Raw genomic sequence first — 19474 nt, forward strand, 5'->3', positions numbered from 1 at the left:
TCGGCTCAACCCTTCACCGCGCCGGCGGTCATGCCGGACACCACGTACTTCTGCACCAGCAGGTAGAAGGCGACGGCGGGCAGCGTGAACAGGAATGCGACGGCCATCACCGTCTGGATCGGCGTACCCAGCTCACCGATGAAGTTCGCGATGCCCACGGAGGCCGGTTGCAGGTCCGGGTTGAAGATGAACGTCACCGCGAACACGTACTCGTTCCAGGCGTGGAAGAAGGCGATGACCGCGGTCGCCGCGATCGACGGCGCGATCAGCGGCACGTTGATCCGGGTCAGGGTGGTGAAGGGCCGCGCTCCGTCGGCGCGCGCCGCCTCCTCCAGCTCCTTCGGGATGCCGTCGATCGCGCCCTTGAGGATCAGCGCCACGATCGGCAGGACGAACGCGGAGTTCACCAGGATGAGACCGGTCAGCGAGTCGAGCAACTCGAATCGGCGGAACAGCGCGAACAGCGGCACGACCATGAGCGCCTCGGGAAGCATCTGCGTGAACAGCAGCACGACGGTCAGCACGGCCTTGCCCCCGAACGAGAACCGGGACAGCGCATAACCGAGCGGGATGCCCAGGCCGACCGAGAGGACCATCGTGCCCACGGCGATGATCAGGCTGTTCAGCAGCCACCCGGCTGCCTTGCCCTCGGCCAGCGCGTCGACGAACACCCCGAACTGGCCGAGGTCCGGCGTGAGGCGGGGCTGGTCGGCGAAGAGGTCGCTGTTGCTCGACAGCGCCGTGACGAACATCCAGTACAGCGGGAACACCGCGACACCGAGTACGACGAGCACGGCGACGATCCGTGCGGTGACACCGAAACGGAAGCGCCTCATCGGGCGTGCTCCTTCTCCACGGCACGGGCGACCAGTCGGCTGCCGATGACGACGATGAGTGAGATGACGACGCCGACCATCCCGATGGCCGCCGCCGATCCGAGTTCCTTCGAGTCGAACGCCTGCGAGTAGAGGTCGATGACGAGCGTCTCGGTGGCGCCGACCGGCCCACCCTTGGTCATCAACCAGATCAGCTCGAACCGCCGCAGCGACCAGATCGTCATGAGCAGCGCCAGGAGCCCCACGGTGGGCTTGATGACCTGCCAGGTGACGGCCCGGAAGGTGGCCCATCGCCCCGCGCCGTCCACGGTCGCGGCCTCGTTGAGGTCCTGCGGGACGGACTGCAACGCGGAGAGCAGCACCACCGAGGTGAACGGGAACAGCTGCCAGATGGTCGTGGCGAGCACCGCCGGGAGCGCGTAGCGCGAGCTGTCCAGGATCGCGCCGCCCGGCACACCGAGTCCCACCGCGTCGAGGAACCGGTTCACGATCCCGTACTGGGCGTTGAGCATCCAGGTGGCGATGAGCGCGACCGCGATGCCAGGAGCGGCCCACGGGACGGTGATCAGCGCCCGCGCCACACCGCGGCCCCGGAACTTCCCGTTGAGCAGGAGCGCGACGCCGAGCCCGGCGCCGATCGCGACGACGACGCAGGTGATCACGTAGACGACGGTGATCAGCAGGGTGTGGCGGAATTCCGGATCGCCGAAGATCCGGTTGAAGTTGTCGAACCCGACCCACTCGCTTCTGGTCGGGTTGAGCAGTCTCGTCCGGGTGAAGCTGAGGTACACCTCCTGGACGAGAGGCACCGCCTGGAAGACGAGGATGAACAGTGCGGCGGGTGCCAGGAACAGGTACGGCGTCCACTTGCTCCCCAGTGGGCTGGGTCGACGCCGCGCTCGGGGTGTTGTCTTCGGTGCTCCGGTCTGCTCGACCACAGTCATCGGGTTCGATCCTTCTGAGGAAGGACGCTGCCGGCGCATGTCCGTCGCGCCGGCAGCGTCGCCGTGTCGAGCGGTCAGCGGACCAGGTCGGTCGCCTGCTGCTGGGCGCGGTCCAGTGCCGACCTCAGGTCGGTCTTACCCTGTAGGGCCGCGACCACGTTCTGCACGACCACCTTGCGGATGTCCGGCGTCTTGGCTTCGAACCCGAGGACGATCTGCGGCAGGCTGGTCTCGGTGAGCCCGTCGAAGACGGGCAGGAACGGGGTCGCCTTGAGCGTCTCCGGGCTGCGCTGCGTGGTGGTGGCGACGCTGCTCGCGCCGAGGATCTCCTGCAACTTGACCTGGTTCTGCGGCTCCAGCGCCCACGTGATGAAGGTGCCGGCCTCGTCCTTGCCCTCGCTCGCCTCGTTGATCACGATCGGCGCGAGGATCGCGCCCTGCTTGCGGACCGGGAACGGGATGGGCGCGACGCTGAAATTCAGCTTGGCGTTCTGGCCGCGCGTGGCGGTCACGTACCCCCCGTTGTTCAGCTCCATCCCGACCTTGCCCTCGGCGAACATCCGCCGGAACGTCGCCGCGTCCGCGCCGCGCGGGATCACGTTCGCGTCGTACAGGTCCTTGAACGCCTGGAGGCCCTTGAGGTTCTCCGGCGAGTTGATCGTCAGGTTCTTGCCGTCGGACCACGCGCCGCCGAAGCCGTAGACGTAGTTGAAGATGTCCTGCCACACGCCGGCCTCCTCGGCCTCCGTCTGGCGGAACGCCAGACCGAAGACGTCGCCCTTGGTCAGCGACTTCGCGGTGGAGGTGAACTGCTCGTACGTCGTCGGCGGAGTCGGGATCAGGTCCGCGTTGTAGAACATCGCGTAGTTCGACGCCTCGAAGATGACGCCGTGCCGGACACCGTCGTGGACCATGAACTGGTCCGGCTGCTTGAGCAAGTCGTACTTGCCGGCGTCGATCACCTTGTCCAGTGGTGCGACCAGACCGGCGTCCGAGGCGGCCTCGAACTCGGGCATGTCGAAACGGACCAGGTCGGGCCCCTTGCCACTGCCCATCTGCGTGAGCACCGTCTGACCGAAGGTCGGGTACGGGACCGCGGCGGCGGTGACCTGGACCTTGGTCTGGCTCTGGTTGAACTCGTCGAGCCACTTGGTCAGCAGAGGCCCGCGGCCCGGGTCGCCGAAGGTCGAGGCGGCGAACGTCAGTTTGGTGACGCCGTCGCCCGAATCGCCGTCGGAGCCACAGCCGGCCAGAAGAGCGGCGACCACGCCGAAGGCACATGTCGCCCTGGCGATGCCGAAGCGAGCGCGCTGGTTACCCATCGTTACTCCAGTGTTACGAGTCAGAGTCTTCGGGATGAAATTGCAACGATCGTAGCGCCATGCGCAACGGTGTCAAGTGGCGGTTGCGCATGGCGTCGTCTACATTGCACATATTGCAACGCTAGCGACGGGCTCCCCGTCGCTTCGAGGGGGAAGGCACAGCCTTGGCGCAATCGATTCGCCGTGCGATCGACCTCATCCGTCGATCGGCGGAGCACCCGCTGTCGCTCACCGAGGCGGCGGACGTGCTCGGCGTGCACAAGTCCACGGCCCTGCGGATCCTGCAGACGCTGGAATCCGCGCGCTTCGTCCGCCGGACCGGCGCGGGCACCTACGTGCTCGGTAGCGGACTGATCGAGCTGTCCGAACTCGCGCTCGGCTCGATGGACCTGCGTCAGTTCGCGGCCGCGCACCTACGCGCACTCCAGCGCGAGACCAGCCACACCGTGCACCTGGCACAGCTGACCGGCGACGAGATCATCTACATCGACAAGGTCGACAGTCCGGCGTTCGATGCCGTCAAGCTGCCCTCACGGGTGGGGCGGGCCGTGTCGATCTACGCGAGCGCCGTCGGCAAGACGATCCTGGCGTACCTGCCGTCCGAGGAACGCGACCGCCTGCTCTCCCCCGTCGTCTTCGAGAGATTCACCGACACCACCTTCGCCGACCACGAGTCTCTCGAAGCCGAACTCGTGCGGATTCGCGAAAACGGCTGGGCCACGGACAACGGCGAGCACGACGCCTACGTGATGTGCGTCGCCGCGCCGATCAGGGACTCCCGGGGCCAGGTCATCGCCGCCGTCTCGATCACGGCGATCGAGGTCATCGCCAACCTCGACCAACTGAGGAGCAACCTGCCGCGCCTGCTGGAGACCGCGAACCAGATCTCGCGCGAACTTGGCTACACACCGCCGTCCGTCCCGAGCCCGGCCGCGCCGGAGGACGGCCGATCGCTCGACGAGTGAGCCATGGACAACCGGGGGCGTCGGACCGCGTCGGTCAGCGTCCGGTCGCCCCGGGCGCGGTCCACCACCACGTCTCGAGCAGCTTCGACTCCCCCAGCCCGTTCACCCTCTCGACCAGGGCGTCGTCGCCGCGGACGTATCCGGCGGACCGGGCGACCCCCTGCGAGGGCACATTGCTCCGCACGATGGCGAGGCGCAGCCGGGAAAGACCGAGATCTTCGTGGCAGAACTCGGTCATCCGGCGCAGCGACCGCGACGCCAGACCCTGACCACGATGCGCCGGGCCGACGGCGTACCCCAGGACACCGCCTGCCACGTGCAGGGCGACGAGGCCGAGCGGCTCCCCGCCGTCGCGCGTCACGGCCAGGTCGACGATGCGCTGCGTGCGACGCCGCCGGATCCTGGCCAGGAAGGCATCCGCGTCGAACGGAGAGGGAATGTCGGTGTTCGCGGCCACGTCGGCCGCGTCGAAGAGCCCGCGAAGGTACGGCAGATCGGAGTCGGCCCATTCCCGTAACACCACCTCCTCCCCGGTCAGCAGGAGAGGAGAACCGGTCGGATCGACGGCGGACGAAATTGTCGATGCGCAGGTCACACGACATCCTGGCACGGGTGCGACCGCATCCGGCAACGGGTCGGCTCCGTCGATGACTCCGCGCGAGCTTTCGCCAGTGGTGTCTTTTTCCAGCACTGCGTAGAGGTCGCCGACGATGCGGAGGCTCGCCGACAGTGGGATCTTGTACGGGTGATGGAGGCCGCGCGACGTGAACTCGAACGGGCACGACGCTCCTCGGCCGTGTGGCACGAGCTTCGCTACGAGCGCGGCACCGACGCCGACGGCCAGGCCTGCGACACGAATGCGGGCCGGCGGGCGAGCGTGTTGTGGGCACTGCAGTACGGCCGCCGGGCCACGGACCTTCCGCTGGTGCGGTGGCTGGCCAGGCAGGAGGCCCAGTGTCGACGCGAGGCGCCGTTTCAGGGCCTGACTGACGAGACCGAACTGGCTGGCTTTCTGCTCGCAGAGCATCACCAGGTGGAGGACGTGTGGCTGCACTGGGAACTCAAGCGGGCCAACTTCGACACCTGGTGCGGCTACGACGGTGAGCACCTGTTCGCCGCCGGCGCGCCGACCACCGTTGCCTACGTGCGGGACAGCGGGCACGCCGAGCGGGACGACGTGCTGGCGTACCTGTTGGACGAGGAGGGCCAGCCGTGGGTCTCCGAGGAAACGCTTGCGGAATGGTGGCGCGGGAAACGATCGTTCTTCCCGGGTGACCCGAGCGCCGAGGACCCGCTCACCTGGATCGCACGCGCCAAACTGGTCGGTGATCAGGGGCTGGCACGCGAGTGGTTGGACCGGTGGGCGGTGGACCGGCCTCGGGACAAGGCCACCCTGAGCCGGCTGCGATATGAGTTGGCCGATCTCGGGGCGTTCACTGAGGCCGCTTCGGCTCAGCGGGAGAGCCTCGTGTTCGCCGACAACGCGTGGGATGCGGCGTCGGCCTGGCAGTCCCTTGCCGGGCTGGAACGCCAGGCCGGCAACCACGGCGCCGCCTGGGAGGCGTTACGTGAGTGTCGCCGAGCCCTGCACGACGTGTCCGGCTGGACCGAGGTCGGCCTGGGTCGGATGTATGTGGAGGAGCTTTTCCTCCTGGCCGGTTCCGCCGGCGCCGAGCTTGCCGCCGTGGTGTTCGCCGAGGCCGACCGGCAGGCGCGCCAGGTCCCCCGGTTGCCCCTGGTGGTGCTGCGAGTCGCCGCCGAGGCGGCGGACCGGGTCGGTGACCAGGATGCGGCGAGGCTCTACCGGCGACTGCGCGATGCCGAACAGCGGCGCATCGACGGCGAGCGGGGTTAGGGCCGGACACCCCGCGCCCTCGTGCGGGAGCCGGTGGCGCCGCTGTGGAGGGTCACGCGGGGCCGCGTTCTCTCCGACCCGCTCGGCCGAGGTCTGGCGACCGCTTGAGCAGGACGACACCGCCCACGACGAAGATGATGCTGAGGACCAGCCCGGTGACGTTGCCCTGGGCCAGGGTCGCGAAGAGGCCCAGCAGGCCCACGATGACCGCCACCCCGCCGACAAGCCGCATGAAGTAGCCGCCGACGGACTTGACTCGTTCATTCGCCATGGTGATTCTGTGCCCGACGGGCCGGCGCCACAAACACGGGTCGCCGTGGCCTGCACCAAACCTCGCGGCCGGAGCGCTCAGGCGCCGTTGAGCCGATGGTGTTCGTCGGTCTCCATGTCGATGAAGGCCTGGATCATGCCGCGGTAGATCCGCTCGATCAGGTCCGGGTCCGCGCCGGCGTCGTCCGCCAGCGTGCGGACCCTGGCCACCACCTGTGCCACCCGGTCCGGGGCACGGACCGCCTGCCTGTCGCTCTTGAGCGGGGCCGCCCGCCGGACCAGGGCCTCCCGGCGGGCGAGCAGCCCGACGAGCGCCGCGTCCAACTCGTCGATCTGGGCGCGGATGTCGGTGAGCGCCGATGCGGTGTCTGTCATGCCGGAGATCGTCGCACGGTGGGGCCGGCTGCTCGGACCGTCGACATCCGAGCCCGCTCGCCGCTGCGTGGCGACGCCCGGGCCTCGTATAGTCCCGACGGTGCAGAGCGAGACGGTTCGGCAGGCGTACGGGTCCATCGCAGGTCTCTACATCGACCTGTTCGGCACGACCCGAAAGATGAATCCCGAAGACCCGGCCTTCATCGGTCGACACCTGGCCGGTCATCTCGGCCCGGTGCTCGACCTGGGCTGCGGCCCTGGCCACCTCACCGGTTACCTCCGTTCGCTGGGCCTCGACGTCAGGGGGATCGACCTGGTCCCCGAGTTCGTCACCCATGCGCGGGCCGCCTACCCGGACGTCGAGTTCCACCTCGGGTCGTTCGAACACCTCGATGTCGCCACCGGCTCCGTCGACGGCATCCTGGCCTGGTACTCGCTGATCCACCTGCCGCCGGAGGAGTTCGACGGCGTACTCGGTGAGTTCCGCCGGGCAATGGCCCCGGGCGGAAGGCTGGTGCTGGGGTTCTTCGACGCCGACGAGGTCGGTCCCTTCGCGCACAAGGTGGTGACCGCCTACCGTTGGCCACCCGACGAGGTCTCCGAGCGACTCCGCCGGGCCGGCTTCCGAGAGGTCGAACGCGTACAGCGGCCCAGGGAAGGCAGTCAGCGGCCACACGCCGCCATGGCGGCGGTCGCGGAGTAGCGGCGAGCCGGGGCCGTCCGCGCCATGGGTGCCGATCGCGTCAGTCGGCGTCCTCGACGAATGCCGCACGCGGTTCGAGATGCTGGCCCCGCGCGTACTGCGCGGCGAAGCCGGTCGCGCCGAGCGCCTCGACCGCGGCCGCCCGCACGGCGGCCAGGTCGGCCGCGTCATCGGGATCGGGCACCTGGCCCAGCGCCGCGAACGCGGCGTCCGTGACGGCCACCATTCGACCGGCCCGCGCGTGGTCACCGTTGGCCGAGGCGAGCGCGGCGCCCGCCAGGCAGACGTACGGGACGAACTCCGCCCAATCCTCGCGGAAAACCCTCTCCCGACTCGCGGCGAACAACGCCCGCGCCGCGTCGAGGTTGCCGAGACCCAACTCGCAGAACCCGAGGTTGTGGGTCTCCGAGTTGACGAGCTTGGGCTGGCCCAGGGCCTCGTTCAGCGCGATGCTCTCCCGGTAGAGCTGCCGAGCCCGGGTCAGGTCGCCGGACATCCGGGCCACCGCGGCCAGCACGTGGCGGGGCCGCTCCTCCAGACTCCGGTCGCCGGAGCGAAGGGCGACCGCGAGCGCTTCTTGGGCGCGCGCCTCCCCGCCCGGGAGGTCACCGCCACGGATGGCGACCCGGGCGAGGCTGTACCGGGCCTCCACCTCGCCCGACGGATCGCCGGCCGCCCGTGCCCTGTCGATCTCGGCCTCGCTCATGCGCACCACCGCGTCGGTCTCGCCCCGGCGGAAGGCCGCGCGAACGTCGTCGCTGAAACCCACCTCTGTCGTCCCCTCCACTCCCCCAGCAATTATCACGTGGAAGGCCGCAGCCATCGCCCCCGTGGCGGTCGAGCAGACCTGGGCCGGTTTCCACAGCCGGGAAACCGGCCCCAGGTCTGTCGCTCGTGTTCGCTCGGCCCGGTCAAGGCCTCGCGCGTGGTCAGGCGGCGAGCTTGCCGGCGATCGTGACCACCCGCTGAGCCAGGTGGTCGAGGGCGTTGAGCTGCGCGTCACCCAGCGGCGCGTCGTTGCTTCCGCCGGTGACGTGCGAGACGCCGTACGGGTTGCCGTCGGCGAACTTCACCGGGTCGGTGTAGCCGGGGGCGGCGACCAGGCCGCCGAAGTGGTGGATCGTGTTGTAGAGCGCCAGGAGCGTCGACTCCTGCCCACCGTGGGCGGTCATGGTTGCGGTGAAGCCGGCGTACACCTTGTCGGCCAGCAGGCCCTGCCCCCACTGCGGGCCGAGGGTGTCGATGAACTGCTTGAGCTGGCTGGCGACGTTGCCGAACCGGGTGGGGGTGCCGAACAGCACCGCGTCGGCCCAGACGACGTCGTCGGCTGTCGCCTTCGCCTCGTTCTTCGTGGCGTCGAAGTGCTGGCTCCAGGCGGCGTTGGAGGCGATGGCCTCCTGCGGGGCAAGCTCCGGAACCTGGCGCAGCCGTACCTCGGCGCCGGCCTTCTCGCCGGCCTCGGCGAGCCGCTTGGCCATGGCGTGGATGGTGCCGGTCGAGGAGTAGTAGATGACGGCGAGCTTGGTCATCGGAGGGGTCCTTTCGTCGAAGTAGTTGCTGGCGATAAATTTGCGGCAGCAACAATCTGACTCTAGCAACAGCGGCGAGCAGCTGCCACCGGGGCCGTGAGCGCGGCTCGGAACCCGACAAACGGTGCTGCGGGGCGCAGAACCACCGAGGGATTGGTGTTGCCCCGGACCGGGACAGCTCACACCGGACCGGACGTGCCATCGCCGGTACGATCGGCCGCGTGGATCTGGACGCCATCGCCGACCGGCTCGGGGTGCCCGTCGAGGACATCGATCGCGTACACCTCCTGGCGGACGGCAGGCCGTCGACTCCGCTACCCGCCAAGGCCGACGCGCCCGCGATCCTCGACCGGCTCCAGGTACGGCCGGACGACGCCGCCGAGGTCATGGCGGGCTGGCCCGACCCCGACTCACCTCTGTGGACCGCCGAGCTGCGCTGGCTGCTCGACCGCTCGACCGCTCTGGTCCTCGCCGATCTCGGGGGCCACGGCTGGCTGCCGCCCGGCCCGGAGCTGCCGCGCGACCGAGGCCCCGCCTGGCGGCACCTCTACGTGTACGCGTACCTGGCCCTGGTCGACCGCGTCCGGAGCTACCACCGCGACCACGGCATCACCGACGAGGTGTCCTGGGCAACCCTCGCGGACCTGGGCCGCAACCTCGCGATCGACAGGCGGATGCACCGCGAGGGTTGGCCGGTCATGCAGAGCTGGCTGACGCTGCACGCGCGCGGCGGCCTCTACGAGTTGGGCCGATTGCAGTACCAGCGCGGCGGCACCGCCATCGACCTGCACATCCCCGAGGCGGGGCCGCTCACCCCGGAGGCCGTCGACGCATCGCTCGACGAGGCCCGCGCGTTCTTCCCACGCCACTTTCCCGACGAGCACTACACCGCGTTCGCCTGCGGCTCCTGGCTGCTGGATCCGCAGTTGCGGGAGTACCTGCCCGCGGATTCCAACATCATCAAGTTCCAGCAGCGCTTCGAGTTGGACCCCTACGAGGAACCGGAAGGGGTGGACGCCGATGTCGAGGTGCGGCGATTCGCGTTCCGCACCCTGACCACACCGCTCGACGAGTTGCCGCGCGGCACCGTGCTCCAGCGTGCGATCGTCGACCACCTGAAGGCCGGCCGGCACTGGCGCTGGCGCCGGGGCCGATTCCCGACCTAGGACGACGGTCGCGTGGCACCTCAGTCGAGGTCGAACTCGTTGCCCTCCACGTCCTGCATCACGAGGCAGGACTCGTTGTCCTCGTCGGCGGTCAGCAGCCGCACGCGGGTCGCACCGAGCGCGACCAGTCGCGTGCATTCGGCCTCCAACGCGGCCAGTCGCTCATCACCCACGAGCCCGGTGCCGACCCGCACGTCGAGGTGCAGCCGGTTCTTGACGACCTTGCCTTCGGGCACGCGCTGGAAGAACAGACGCGGTCCCACCCCGGTGGGATCGGCGCAGGCGAACGCCGAACCCCGTTGCTCAGGCGGCCGGGCCGACTCGAAATCGTCCCAGGTGGCGAAGCCCTCCACCCGCCGGCGGGCGACCGCTCAGTCAGGGCAGTATCTCGACGTAGCCGTCGCTGCCGTGCACGAGGATCCGCTGTCCGTCGGCGATCAGCCGGGTGGCGTCCACCACGCTGACGACGGCCGGCAGGCCGTACTCCCGGGCGATCACCGCGCCGTGTGTCATCGATCCGCCGACCTCCGTCACCAGGCCTGCGATGCCGACGAAGAGCGGCGTCCAGCTCGGATCCGTGTGCGCCGTGACGAGGATGTCACCCGGTTCGAGGTGAGCCTGTGCCAGGTCGAGGATGACGCGGGCGCGCCCTTCGATGGTCCCGGCGGAGACCGGTAGGCCGACCAGAGCACCGGCCGGCACGTCGTCGCGTCGGTACGCCCCGTTGATGGCGTCGCCCTCGGAGGTCAACACCCGGGGCGGCGTGAGCCCCTGGTACGACCGGAACGCGTCCTTGCGTCGCTGGATCAGCGTGTCGTCCACCCGGTTCGCGCGCACGACGTCGTGCAACTCCTGGAACGTCAGGTAGAAGGCGTCCTCCCGTTCGCGGAGCACGTTGGCCCGCACGAGGCGCTCGGCCTCTCCGAGCAGGGCCTGCTTGTAGAGGAAGTAGCGGCTGATGATGCCGTACTTCGGGTACTCCCGGTAGCCGATGAAGGTCCGGACCCGGTCGATCATGCGCTCGGTCTCGTCGGCCTTCTGCTCCCCGTCCGGCAGTGCCCGCAGGCGCGTCAACACCTCGTGCGCCTTGCGCTGCGCCTCCTGCTGCCCCTGATCGAAGCGCCGCCGGGCGGCACCCGGCGCGAAGTTCGCGACGTTGTCGAGGAGCACGGGCAGGAGCGTGGCGGGTCGCTCGCGCCACCGCGGTCTCGTGATGTCGATCTCGCCGACGCAGCGCATGCCGTACCGGTCGAGGTAGGCCTCGATGGCGTCGCGCGCCTCGGCCCCACCCGCGATCTTCGGCAGCTCGTCCAGGAAGCCGTCGTCCTCGACGCCCCGCAGGAACGCCACCACCTCCGGATGCGGACGGATCACGTCCGCGACGTCGAGCAGCGCGAGCCCCATCTCCGACGTGACGTTGCCGGGGGCGGACAGCGTGAGGGTGTCGGCGGCGTTCGTCTCGCCGAGCCACTCCCCCAGTCGGTCGTTGAGCCACCAGGTGGCCTGCATCCCCGCCATGATCGCCTGCATGCTCAACGGATCACCGAGATCCCGCTTGTGCTGCGCGAAGGCCTCCAGCAGGAAGTCGAACAGCGCTGGTCCGGCCAACGGGGCGATGTCGCGTCGCAGGGCGGCGATGGACGCCTCGCTGCGCTCGATCAGTTGGGTGACGATGGCCGGATCGGTCTCGATCGGGGTGGGCGCGGCACCGCCCGGCGGCCCAACGGGGCCGCTGTCCGGCAGCGCCGGGACGAAGCCGGGGCGGTCGAGGACGGTCTGCAGCGCGTCCCGGGTCAACGGATCGGTCCGGCCGGCCATCTCCAGGAAGCGGGCGCGGCTCGCCGGCGCGGCCAGCATCCGGGTCGCGTCGACGAAGAGTCTGCCGCCGGCCTCGTGCATCGGCGCCATGGCCGTCAGCTGCCACATGGAGAGACCCAGTGGCCGCATGGCGTCGGTCATCATCTGCTGGTGGCCGACGGAGAGGTAGACGTGGTTCTCCGGGTCGTGGGCCGTGGGGATGGGGAAGAGCGTGGTGATCGGCCGGCTCTGCACGATCTGGAAGTCATCGTCGACCAGGCACCACTCGATGTCCTGCGGGCAGCCGAACCGCGCCTCGATCTGTCGCCCGAGTCGCACGAGCCGGACGACCTGCGCGTCCGTCAGCGCCGGCTGCTCCCGCCGCGGCGAGTCGATCACCACCTCGTGCGTTCCGCCACCGGGGAGGGCGTGCACGGCGAGCTGTTTTGCGGCGACCGCCCGGCCGACGACCACACCGTCACGCACCGTGAAGACGTCCGGGTTCACCCGGCCGGAGACCAGGGCCTCGCCGAGGCCGAAGCTGGCGTCCACGGTGGCGACCTTGCGGTTGCCGGTGACGGGGTCGGCCGTGAACAGGACGCCCGCCGACCGCGGGAAGACCATCTGCTGTACGACCACGGCCATGCCGACCTTCCGGTGGTCGATACCGTTGCGGAGGCGGTAGGTCACGGCCCGCTCGGTGAACAGCGACGCCCAGCACCGGCTGACGTGGGCCAGGACCGCCGCCGGACCCACGACGTTCAGGTAGGTGTCCTGCTGGCCCGCGAAGGAGGCCGTCGGCAGGTCCTCCGCTGTCGCGCTGGACCGTACGGCGTAGGCGGACTGCTCGCCGCGCACGAGGAGCGCGCGGGTGATCGCGGCCGCGACATCGCCCGGGATGGCGGCCCCCTCGATGCGCTGGCGGACCTCGGCGCTGAGCGCGCGGATCGCCTCCCGGTCCTCCGGACCCGGGCGCGACAGCCGGTCGAGCAGATCGCCGATCGCCGGCCCTTCCGTCACCACCCGCCGGAAGGCGGCCGTCGTGACGCAGAAGCCGGCCGGCACGCGGAGGCCGTCGATCCGGAACAGCCCGCCCAGGTTCGCGCCCTTGCCGCCGACGAGTGCGACCTGGGTCTGGTCCACCTCTCGAAGATCTACGACGTACTGCTCGATCATCGCCCCACCTCTCCGGCAGCCGCGCTCCGGCGCACCGCTGACCCCACCCGCGGATCGCGGTGGACCCGCCCCCCGTACAACGACCACACACCCACGTCCCGCCCCCGATTTGTCGTCGCCGCCGCGTCCGGCCGCCGATTCTGCGGCACGACCCGGGTCTTGCCGCAAGCCCCCCGGTACGGTATAAGTTAGAAGTGGCAGGGAGTCTGATCTCCCTGCCTTTTGTTGTACTCGCCCGTCGCAGACCCAGGGTCCCGGGCCACACCAACACAGCCATCGACGCCGGGCCCTCGACCGCGAATGCACAACGCCTCGCCGTGCACGAAGAGTCCGAAGAGGACGACAGCGAACGTAAGATTGCATTGGCTGCAACGTCCAGGTTGTAAGATGCAGCGATGACGGGCAACATGGGCCTTCGCGAGCGGAAGAAGGCGCGCACCAGACAGGCGCTCGTCGACGCGGCGATCGCCCTGTTCGCCAGCAGGGGATACGACGAGACCACCATCGCCGACGTGACGGCCGCCGCCGACGTCTCGCCCCGCACCTTCTTCGTCCACTTCGCCAGCAAAGAGGACGTGCTGTTCGACGACCCCCCGCTCAAGCTGGAGCTGCTCACCACCGTGCTGGCGCACCCCGGTCCGGACGAGACCCCCGCGCAACTGCTGATCCGGGCGTTCCACTCGGTGCTGCACTCCGACAGCGACCTCATGCGCCAGTCCGAGCGCGTTCGCGCCGACCTGATCCTCCAGACGCCGGCACTGCGGGCCGGTGCCGTACGCAAGGTGTTGGAGGGTCAACACGAGATCGTCCGGGCGCTGCTCGACGCCTATCCCGACACACTGGACCCGGTAGCCGCCTCGGCGCTTGTCGGCGCCATGGTGGGCACCCTGATCGGCGCGGTCACCATGCTCTACTCCGATGCCACGGTCGCGGCCCGGCTGGCCGCCGATCCGCAGCAGATGCGCGCCGAGCTGGAAACCGCCATCACGTCGACCTGGCGACACATCGGCGCCACCGGCTGACCCGCGAGGTACGACGAGAAGGGTCCATGCTTGTGCTGCTGCGGTGGTTGCTCTCGTCCGGCGACGAGCGTCCGGATGCGATCCGGATCGACGACCAGGCGACGTCGTGGGTCCGGTTGCGGCGGCTCGCCGCCGCGGTGGCCGACGACCTGCGCGGGGTGGACCGTGTCGCCATCGACGCGACCGCCAGCCTGCACACGGTGGTCGGTGTCGTCGGCGCGCTGCTGGCCGGGTCGGCGGTGATACCGGTGCCGCCGGACGCCGGCCCGATGGAACGTGAGCACATCCTGCGTGACTCGGCGCCCGGAGCGATGCTCGTGCCGGCTCCTGGTGAGCGCCGGGACCCACCCGGCGGGCTACCGACCATTCCAATCGACCTGGGACGAGGCTCGGACACCGCCCATCCGGAGCCGGATCCGGCCGGCATCGCGCTGATTCTCTACACCAGCGGCACCACCGGCGCACCGAAGGGCGTGACGCTCTCCCGCCGCGCCATTGCCGCCTGCCTCGACGGGCTCGCCGCGGCCTGGCAGTGGACACCCGACGACCTGCTCGTGCACGGCCTGCCGCTGTTCCACGTACACGGTCTGGTGCTCGGGGTGCTCGGCCCCCTGCGGGTGGGCAGCCGACTGCACCACGTGGGCCAACCCCGCCCCCAGCGGTACGCGGCGGCGGGCGGCTCCCTCTATTTCGGCGTCCCCACCATCTGGTCCCGGATCGCCGCCGACGAGACCTCGGCCCGAGCCCTACGCGGCGCGCGGCTGCTGGTGTCGGGCAGCGCCGCCCTGCCAGCGACCGTCTTCGCCGACCTGACCAGGCTCACCGGCCACCAGATCGTCGAGCGCTACGGGATGACCGAAACGTTGATCACGGTGAGCGCCACCGCCGACGGCCCCCGTCGCCCCGGCGCCGTCGGTCTGCCGTTGCCGGGAGTACGCACCCGGATCGTGGACGAGCAGGGCCGCTCCCTGCCCACCGACGGGGTGGCGATGGGCGAGCTGGAGGTGTGCGGCCCGACCCTCTTCGACGGGTACCTGAACCGGCCCGACGCGGATGCCGCCACCCGTACCGCGGACGGCTGGTTCCGCACCGGCGACGTGGCCACGATCGGTCCGGACGGCTGGCATCGCATCGTCGGCCGGGCGGCCACCGACCTGATCAAGAGCGGCGGCTACCGGATCGGCGCCGGGGAGGTGGAGGACGCGCTGCTGGCGCATCCGGGGGTCCGGGAGGCCGCGGTGGTGGGCACTCCGCACCCCGACCTCGGCCAACAGGTGACGGCGTACGTCGTGGGTGACGGGATCGACGAGGCGCAACTGATCGAGTTCGTGGCCCGCCAGCTGTCGACCCACAAGCGTCCCCGGCAGGTGCGGGTGGTCGAGGCCCTGCCCCGCAACGCGCTCGGCAAGGTGCAGAAGAGCCGGCTCCGGGCGGACTGATCCCCCACCGGCCGCCGCGAGATCGAGGCGTTCCCGGCCGAAAAGTGGGAACGCCGAGTCGCGCACCTCGCGCGGACGACCGCGGGTGCCACCGGAGACCAGGGAGAGCACCATGAACGAGCTGACCGTACGCGCCATTGGCGGGCCGACGGCCGTCCTCGACTACGCGGGCTCGCGCGTCGTGCTGGATCCGACCTTCGACGATCCGCAGACGTACCACTACGGGACGGTCACCGCGACCAAGCTTGTCGGCCCGAGCGTCTCGCCCGCGGACCTCGGCCAGGCCGACCTGGTGCTCGTGTCGCACGAGCACCACCTCGACAACCTCGACATCTCCGGCCGGGAGTACGCGCGGCAGGCCCGCCGGGTGCTCACCACGGCCGCGGGGGCGCCGAAGCTCGGCCCCGACGCGGTCGGTCTTCGGCCGTTCGAGCACGCCGACGTCGGCGACCTGCGCGTCACGGCGGTTCCGGCGCTGCACGGCACGCCGGAGATCGGTGTGGTCAACGGCCCGGTGATCGGCTTCGTGCTGGAGGCGAGTGGCTGGCCGACGGTCTACGTCAGCGGTGACAACGCGTCGGTGGACGTCGTGGCGGTGATCGCGGAGCGGTTCCCGGCGATCGAGGTCGCGATCCTCAACCTGGGCGCGGCCTACATCGCGGCCCGCGGCGAGGGGTTCCTCACCCTGACCGCGGAACTGGCGGCCCGGGCGGCGGCCCTGCTCGGTGTGCGGGCGGTGGTCCCGGTCCACCAGCACGGCTGGGCGCACTACACCCAGGGCGCCGACGACGTGGTGCGTGCCTTCGAGGAGGCGGGGTCGCGCCAACTGCTCGTCGACCTGCGACCCGGCGACACGGCCACCATCTGAGTTCCCGGCGTGGGCGGGTGACCGCCGCTCACGGACGGGTTCCGTGAGCGGCGGCTTGTTTCCGTCACTCGGTCCGCAGCGCCACCGCGACCCGGGTCCTCGCCGCCCAGCCGGCCGGCAGCAGGGCACCGATCACGGCGATGACCAGCCCGCCGAGCCCGAAGAGCAGCAGGTCGACCGACCCGTACACGTCCAGGACCGCGCCCGGCAGGCGGAAGCCCACGCTGCTCGCCATCTCGGTGATGACCGTGCGTTGCAGCAGCACGCCGACCCCCGCACCGACCGCGCCGCCGACCAGGCCGGTGACCACGACCGAGGCGATGACCATCGCCGTGGTCTGCCGGGGCGTCATCCCGAGCGCCTTGTGTACGCCCAGGTCGTGGACGCGTTCCCGGGTCTCCAGGACGACCGTGTTCAGCACGCCGAGACCGGCGACGACCATCAGTAGGAGGCTGAGCAGTCCGGTCAACGCGTTGATGATGATGATCATCTCGTCGGGCTCGTGGCTGAGGCCGTCCGCCACCGCGCCGAGCGGCTCCAGAGCCGCCGTCAACGCCGTGGCGTACGCCCGGGCGTCGGTGCCGGACGTCACCGTGACGTAGTACATCGACGGCGCCAGCTCCGGCTCGGCCGCCCACAGGGTGGCGATATCGGTGACGACCTGCATACCGTCGTCGTCGATGTTGAACGCCTCACCGACGATCGTGACGGGGATGTCGACGCCCTTGTCGGTCAGCACGATGCGGTCACCCACCTGTTTGCCGGCAGCGGTCAGGAACGGCGTCGAGACGACGATCTGCGCCGGGCCGGTCAGCCAGGTGCCCGACACCATCCGGTAGTAGCGCGCCGCGTCCGGCCCGGTGACGGCGACCGCCTCCAGCTCACCGGTGATCCCCCCGGCGGTGATGTCGCTGCGGGCCATGCCCAGGTACCCGTCGGTGCCCGTCTGGTCGGTGATCACCCGCTCGATGGCGGCCGGGTCGCCGAACGACTGCGGCTGCACCGGACCCCGCGGTTGCCCCGGACCCGGCGGCCCTCCCCTCGGCCCTTGGTGCGGCTGCCCGACCTGGACGTCGGCGATGTCCTCGACCTCCTGGATCCGGTTGAGCGACGTACCGAGACCGACCGCGAAGGTGACCGCGGCCGCGCCGAACGCGATCGCGGCGACGATGCTCACCGCCCGTACCGGTCGGGCGAAGGGGTGGGCCAGGCCGAGTGACACCGGCCGGGAGATCGGCAGCCGGCTGGTCAGGCGGGCCGCCCATCGACCGCGGCCGGGCCGGGGGGTACGCCCGACGGCGAGCGCGTCGACGCTGCGCAACCGGCCGGCCCGCGCCGCGGCGGCCAGGGCGGTCACCGCCACGAGGGCGAGCGCGCCGCCGGCCACGACCGCGTCGACCCAGAGCGCGACCCCGTTGTCGCTCGTGCCGTAGATCTGATTGGTCTGGGCGAGGATCGGCACGGTCAGGAGGTTGCCGGCGACCACACCGAGCGCCGCACCGACCGTGGCCGGAATGAGCGCCTGCCCCACGTACGCCCGGACCACCTGGGCTGGCGTGAAGCCGAGCGCCTTGAGGATGCCGATCCGGCGGGTGGCGGTGGAGACCGCGCCGGCGATGACGTTGCCGATGATCAGCACCGCCATGACCACGCCCAGCATGCCGAAGGCGATCAGGAACGGCACCAGCAGGACGGTCTCGCCGGTCGCCTCCCGGCGGATGTCGAGCCACGACACGGCGCTGTCGAGCGCGGCGGCCGGGACGGACGCCTGCACCGCGGTCCGACCGGCCTGGACCTGTGCCGCCGTGCCGGCCTCGGTGAAGCGGTAGAGCATCTGGTAGGCGCGGGGGCCGTCGGGACCGGTCCAGGCCGCCAGCTGCGCCGGGGTGGTCCAGGCGTCGGCGGTCTGGCTGGCCGACCGGGCGAGCCCGACGACGGTCACCGTCGGGCTGCCCGGCGCGTCGGACACCGTCCACCGCTGGCCGAGCACCTGCGGTGGCAACCGCAGGCGCTCCCCCGTGGCCAGCACGATCTCCCCCGGCCCGGTCGCCCACCGGCCGTCGATGACGTCGACCCGGTCGACCGCGCCGCCCGGCTCGGCACGCCCGACGACGGTCAGCGGCGGCACCGGGTTACCCATCGGGCTGCTCAGGTTCAGCTCCGCGTTCGGGAACGGTCCCGCCGACCCGGCGACCCCGGCGGCGCTCGCGGAGGCGGCCAACTGCGCCTCGGTGACCGCGTCCGCGTCGAACTGGGCGGCGAGGTGCGCCCCCTGCTGCTGGCTGAAGGCCCGGTCGAAGGGTCCCCGGGAGGCCACCATCAGCGAACCGCCGAGGACGGCCGAGGTCACCGCGATCATCACCACCAGACCGATCACGACCGTCTGTACGCGTCGCCGCCCAACCCCGGCGCGGACCACCCGAGCCAGCGCGCTCATCGGGTCCGCTCCAGCGCGGTGTCGGCGGCGACCTGCCCGTCGAGGAGCTGGACGGTCCGGGTGGCGCACCTCTCGGCGAGGACCAGGTCGTGGGTGACCAGGATGATGGTCTGGCCGTCGGCGTGCAGTTCGGTCAGCAGCCGCATGACCTCCTCGCCGGAGGCGGTGTCCAACGCCCCGGTCGGCTCGTCGGCCAGCAGCAGCGGCGGCCGGTTCATCAGCGCGCGGGCGACGGCGACGCGCTGCCGTTCACCGCCGGAGAGCCTCCCGGGGTACGCCCCGGCGTGTCGGTCGACGCCGAGCCGGCCGAGCAGCTCGGTCGCCCGACGCTGGGCGGTGCCACGGCCCATTCCGGCGAGCTGTGCCGGCAGCACGACGTTGTCGGCGACGGTCAGGTCGTCGAGGAGGTTGAAGAACTGGAACACCAGGCCGATCCGGGTCCTCCGGTACCGGGCGGAGGCCGCCTCGCCGAGCTGGTCGACGCGCACCCCGTCGACGGTGACCGTGCCGGCGCTCGGCCGGTCCAGCCCGGCCACCAGGTTCAACATCGTCGACTTGCCGCTGCCGGACGGGCCGAGGATCGCCACCGCCTCGCCGGGCGCGACGCTCAACGACACCTCGCGCAGCGCCGGTGGCCCTTCGTCGTACCGGCGTGTCACCTCGTGCAACTCGATAAGCGGTGTGGTCATGTCCCCGTCTCCTCAGGTGATGGTGAGCTGGCGAGGCTGACGCTAGGGGCGGGGACGAGTCGGACACATCGGCAGCGAGAG

At 70.6% G+C, this 19474-nt stretch carries 19 protein-coding genes; 7 read left to right on the forward strand and 12 right to left on the reverse strand.

Annotation, left to right across the window (positions count from 1 at the left end; genetic code table 11):
• Positions 1 to 5 precede the first annotated feature (5 nt).
• The 3 genes from AB0C01_RS12830 to AB0C01_RS12840 all read right to left on the reverse strand — a co-directional run bounded on the left by AB0C01_RS12830 (position 6) and on the right by AB0C01_RS12840 (position 3102).
• Complete coding sequence (locus tag AB0C01_RS12830; RefSeq protein WP_355033267.1) at positions 6 to 836, reverse strand: carbohydrate ABC transporter permease; 831 nt, start codon at positions 834 to 836, stop codon at positions 6 to 8.
• Positions 833 to 1780 carry a sugar ABC transporter permease gene (locus tag AB0C01_RS12835; RefSeq protein ID WP_357255329.1) on the reverse strand — a complete coding sequence of 316 codons (948 nt, stop codon included), beginning with the start codon at positions 1778 to 1780 and terminating at the stop codon, positions 833 to 835. Before AB0C01_RS12835 ends, AB0C01_RS12830 begins: the two co-directional genes overlap by 4 nt.
• A gap of 74 nt (positions 1781 to 1854) precedes the next feature.
• Positions 1855 to 3102 carry a sugar ABC transporter substrate-binding protein gene (locus tag AB0C01_RS12840; protein ID WP_357571151.1) on the reverse strand — a complete coding sequence of 416 codons (1248 nt, stop codon included), beginning with the start codon at positions 3100 to 3102 and terminating at the stop codon, positions 1855 to 1857.
• A 164-nt stretch (positions 3103 to 3266) separates the two neighbouring features.
• Here AB0C01_RS12840 and AB0C01_RS12845 point away from each other — a divergent pair, with 164 nt between their 5' ends.
• Positions 3267 to 4067: an IclR family transcriptional regulator gene (locus AB0C01_RS12845; protein WP_357571152.1), complete on the forward strand. Its 801-nt coding sequence runs from the start codon at positions 3267 to 3269 to the stop codon at positions 4065 to 4067.
• 34 nt (positions 4068 to 4101) lie between these two features.
• On the opposite strand, the gene AB0C01_RS12850 is transcribed toward AB0C01_RS12845, so the two are convergent.
• Positions 4102 to 5094: a GNAT family N-acetyltransferase gene (locus AB0C01_RS12850; RefSeq protein WP_357571335.1), complete on the reverse strand. Its 993-nt coding sequence runs from the start codon at positions 5092 to 5094 to the stop codon at positions 4102 to 4104.
• A gap of 6 nt (positions 5095 to 5100) precedes the next feature.
• On the opposite strand from AB0C01_RS12850, the gene AB0C01_RS12855 reads away from it, so the two are divergent.
• Entirely contained in the window at positions 5101 to 5922 is an 822-nt protein-coding gene (locus tag AB0C01_RS12855; protein ID WP_357571154.1) for a hypothetical protein, read from the forward strand.
• Positions 5923 to 5974: 52 nt separating this feature from the next.
• Here AB0C01_RS12855 and AB0C01_RS12860 read toward each other — a convergent pair whose 3' ends face one another.
• Positions 5975 to 6193, reverse strand: a complete 219-nt coding sequence (locus AB0C01_RS12860; RefSeq protein ID WP_357255345.1) for a hypothetical protein — start codon at positions 6191 to 6193, stop codon at positions 5975 to 5977.
• Positions 6194 to 6270: 77 nt separating this feature from the next.
• Positions 6271 to 6567: a chorismate mutase gene (locus AB0C01_RS12865; protein WP_357255348.1), complete on the reverse strand. Its 297-nt coding sequence runs from the start codon at positions 6565 to 6567 to the stop codon at positions 6271 to 6273.
• Positions 6568 to 6667: 100 nt separating this feature from the next.
• On the opposite strand from AB0C01_RS12865, the gene AB0C01_RS12870 reads away from it, so the two are divergent.
• Positions 6668 to 7270 (forward strand): methyltransferase domain-containing protein, encoded by a 603-nt coding sequence (locus AB0C01_RS12870; protein WP_357571155.1) that lies wholly within the window; start codon positions 6668 to 6670, stop codon positions 7268 to 7270.
• Between the two features lie 40 nt (positions 7271 to 7310).
• Here AB0C01_RS12870 and AB0C01_RS12875 read toward each other — a convergent pair whose 3' ends face one another.
• On the reverse strand, positions 7311 to 8057 hold the full coding sequence (locus tag AB0C01_RS12875) for a tetratricopeptide repeat protein (protein ID WP_357571156.1): 747 nt from the start codon (positions 8055 to 8057) through the stop codon (positions 7311 to 7313).
• 142 nt (positions 8058 to 8199) lie between these two features.
• Positions 8200 to 8799, reverse strand: coding sequence for an NAD(P)H:quinone oxidoreductase (gene wrbA, locus AB0C01_RS12880; RefSeq protein WP_357255357.1), 600 nt, complete (start codon positions 8797 to 8799; stop codon positions 8200 to 8202).
• Positions 8800 to 9020: 221 nt separating this feature from the next.
• Between wrbA and AB0C01_RS12885 the strand changes: the two genes are divergently transcribed.
• A complete protein-coding gene (locus AB0C01_RS12885) occupies positions 9021 to 9965 on the forward strand; it encodes an acyltransferase domain-containing protein (protein ID WP_357571157.1) in 945 nt (314 codons plus the stop codon).
• Positions 9966 to 9985: 20 nt separating this feature from the next.
• Here the strand turns inward: AB0C01_RS12885 and AB0C01_RS12890 are convergent, their stop codons facing one another.
• Both AB0C01_RS12890 and rph read right to left on the reverse strand, forming a co-directional pair.
• Complete coding sequence (locus AB0C01_RS12890; RefSeq protein WP_357255363.1) at positions 9986 to 10318, reverse strand: VOC family protein; 333 nt, start codon at positions 10316 to 10318, stop codon at positions 9986 to 9988.
• 22 nt (positions 10319 to 10340) lie between these two features.
• Positions 10341 to 12938, reverse strand: a complete 2598-nt coding sequence (rph, locus tag AB0C01_RS12895; RefSeq protein ID WP_357571158.1) for a rifamycin-inactivating phosphotransferase — start codon at positions 12936 to 12938, stop codon at positions 10341 to 10343.
• A gap of 395 nt (positions 12939 to 13333) precedes the next feature.
• Here rph and AB0C01_RS12900 point away from each other — a divergent pair, with 395 nt between their 5' ends.
• From AB0C01_RS12900 to AB0C01_RS12910, 3 genes are all read left to right on the forward strand, one after another.
• Entirely contained in the window at positions 13334 to 13960 is a 627-nt protein-coding gene (locus AB0C01_RS12900) for a TetR/AcrR family transcriptional regulator (protein WP_357571159.1), read from the forward strand.
• Between the two features lie 26 nt (positions 13961 to 13986).
• On the forward strand, positions 13987 to 15399 hold the full coding sequence (locus tag AB0C01_RS12905; protein ID WP_357571160.1) for an acyl-CoA synthetase: 1413 nt from the start codon (positions 13987 to 13989) through the stop codon (positions 15397 to 15399).
• A 112-nt stretch (positions 15400 to 15511) separates the two neighbouring features.
• A complete protein-coding gene (locus AB0C01_RS12910; RefSeq protein ID WP_357255374.1) occupies positions 15512 to 16267 on the forward strand; it encodes an MBL fold metallo-hydrolase in 756 nt (251 codons plus the stop codon).
• A gap of 64 nt (positions 16268 to 16331) precedes the next feature.
• Here AB0C01_RS12910 and AB0C01_RS12915 read toward each other — a convergent pair whose 3' ends face one another.
• Together AB0C01_RS12915 and AB0C01_RS12920 are read right to left on the reverse strand one after the other, a co-directional pair.
• Positions 16332 to 18704 carry an FtsX-like permease family protein gene (locus AB0C01_RS12915; protein ID WP_357571162.1) on the reverse strand — a complete coding sequence of 791 codons (2373 nt, stop codon included), beginning with the start codon at positions 18702 to 18704 and terminating at the stop codon, positions 16332 to 16334.
• A complete protein-coding gene (locus AB0C01_RS12920; RefSeq protein WP_357571163.1) occupies positions 18701 to 19393 on the reverse strand; it encodes an ABC transporter ATP-binding protein in 693 nt (230 codons plus the stop codon). The genes AB0C01_RS12915 and AB0C01_RS12920 overlap by 4 nt, the downstream gene beginning before the upstream one ends.
• Positions 19394 to 19474 lie beyond the last annotated feature (81 nt).

The organism is Micromonospora sp. NPDC048905, from assembly GCF_040649655.1.
Classification (GTDB): Bacteria; Actinomycetota; Actinomycetes; order Mycobacteriales; family Micromonosporaceae; genus Micromonospora.

Coding starts and splice junctions, on each gene's coding strand:
- AB0C01_RS12840 (WP_357571151.1), bottom strand. CDS start 3,102: ATGGGTAACCAGCGCGCTCGCTTCGGCATCGCCAGGGCGACATGTGCC.
- AB0C01_RS12865 (WP_357255348.1), bottom strand. CDS start 6,567: ATGACAGACACCGCATCGGCGCTCACCGACATCCGCGCCCAGATCGAC.
- AB0C01_RS12830 (WP_355033267.1), bottom strand. CDS start 836: ATGAGGCGCTTCCGTTTCGGTGTCACCGCACGGATCGTCGCCGTGCTC.
- AB0C01_RS12835 (WP_357255329.1), bottom strand. CDS start 1,780: ATGACTGTGGTCGAGCAGACCGGAGCACCGAAGACAACACCCCGAGCG.
- AB0C01_RS12920 (WP_357571163.1), bottom strand. CDS start 19,393: ATGACCACACCGCTTATCGAGTTGCACGAGGTGACACGCCGGTACGAC.
- AB0C01_RS12910 (WP_357255374.1), top strand. CDS start 15,512: ATGAACGAGCTGACCGTACGCGCCATTGGCGGGCCGACGGCCGTCCTC.
- AB0C01_RS12900 (WP_357571159.1), top strand. CDS start 13,334: ATGACGGGCAACATGGGCCTTCGCGAGCGGAAGAAGGCGCGCACCAGA.
- wrbA (WP_357255357.1), bottom strand. CDS start 8,799: ATGACCAAGCTCGCCGTCATCTACTACTCCTCGACCGGCACCATCCAC.
- AB0C01_RS12860 (WP_357255345.1), bottom strand. CDS start 6,193: ATGGCGAATGAACGAGTCAAGTCCGTCGGCGGCTACTTCATGCGGCTT.
- rph (WP_357571158.1), bottom strand. CDS start 12,938: ATGATCGAGCAGTACGTCGTAGATCTTCGAGAGGTGGACCAGACCCAG.
- AB0C01_RS12850 (WP_357571335.1), bottom strand. CDS start 5,094: ATGCTCTGCGAGCAGAAAGCCAGCCAGTTCGGTCTCGTCAGTCAGGCC.
- AB0C01_RS12915 (WP_357571162.1), bottom strand. CDS start 18,704: ATGAGCGCGCTGGCTCGGGTGGTCCGCGCCGGGGTTGGGCGGCGACGC.
- AB0C01_RS12905 (WP_357571160.1), top strand. CDS start 13,987: ATGCTTGTGCTGCTGCGGTGGTTGCTCTCGTCCGGCGACGAGCGTCCG.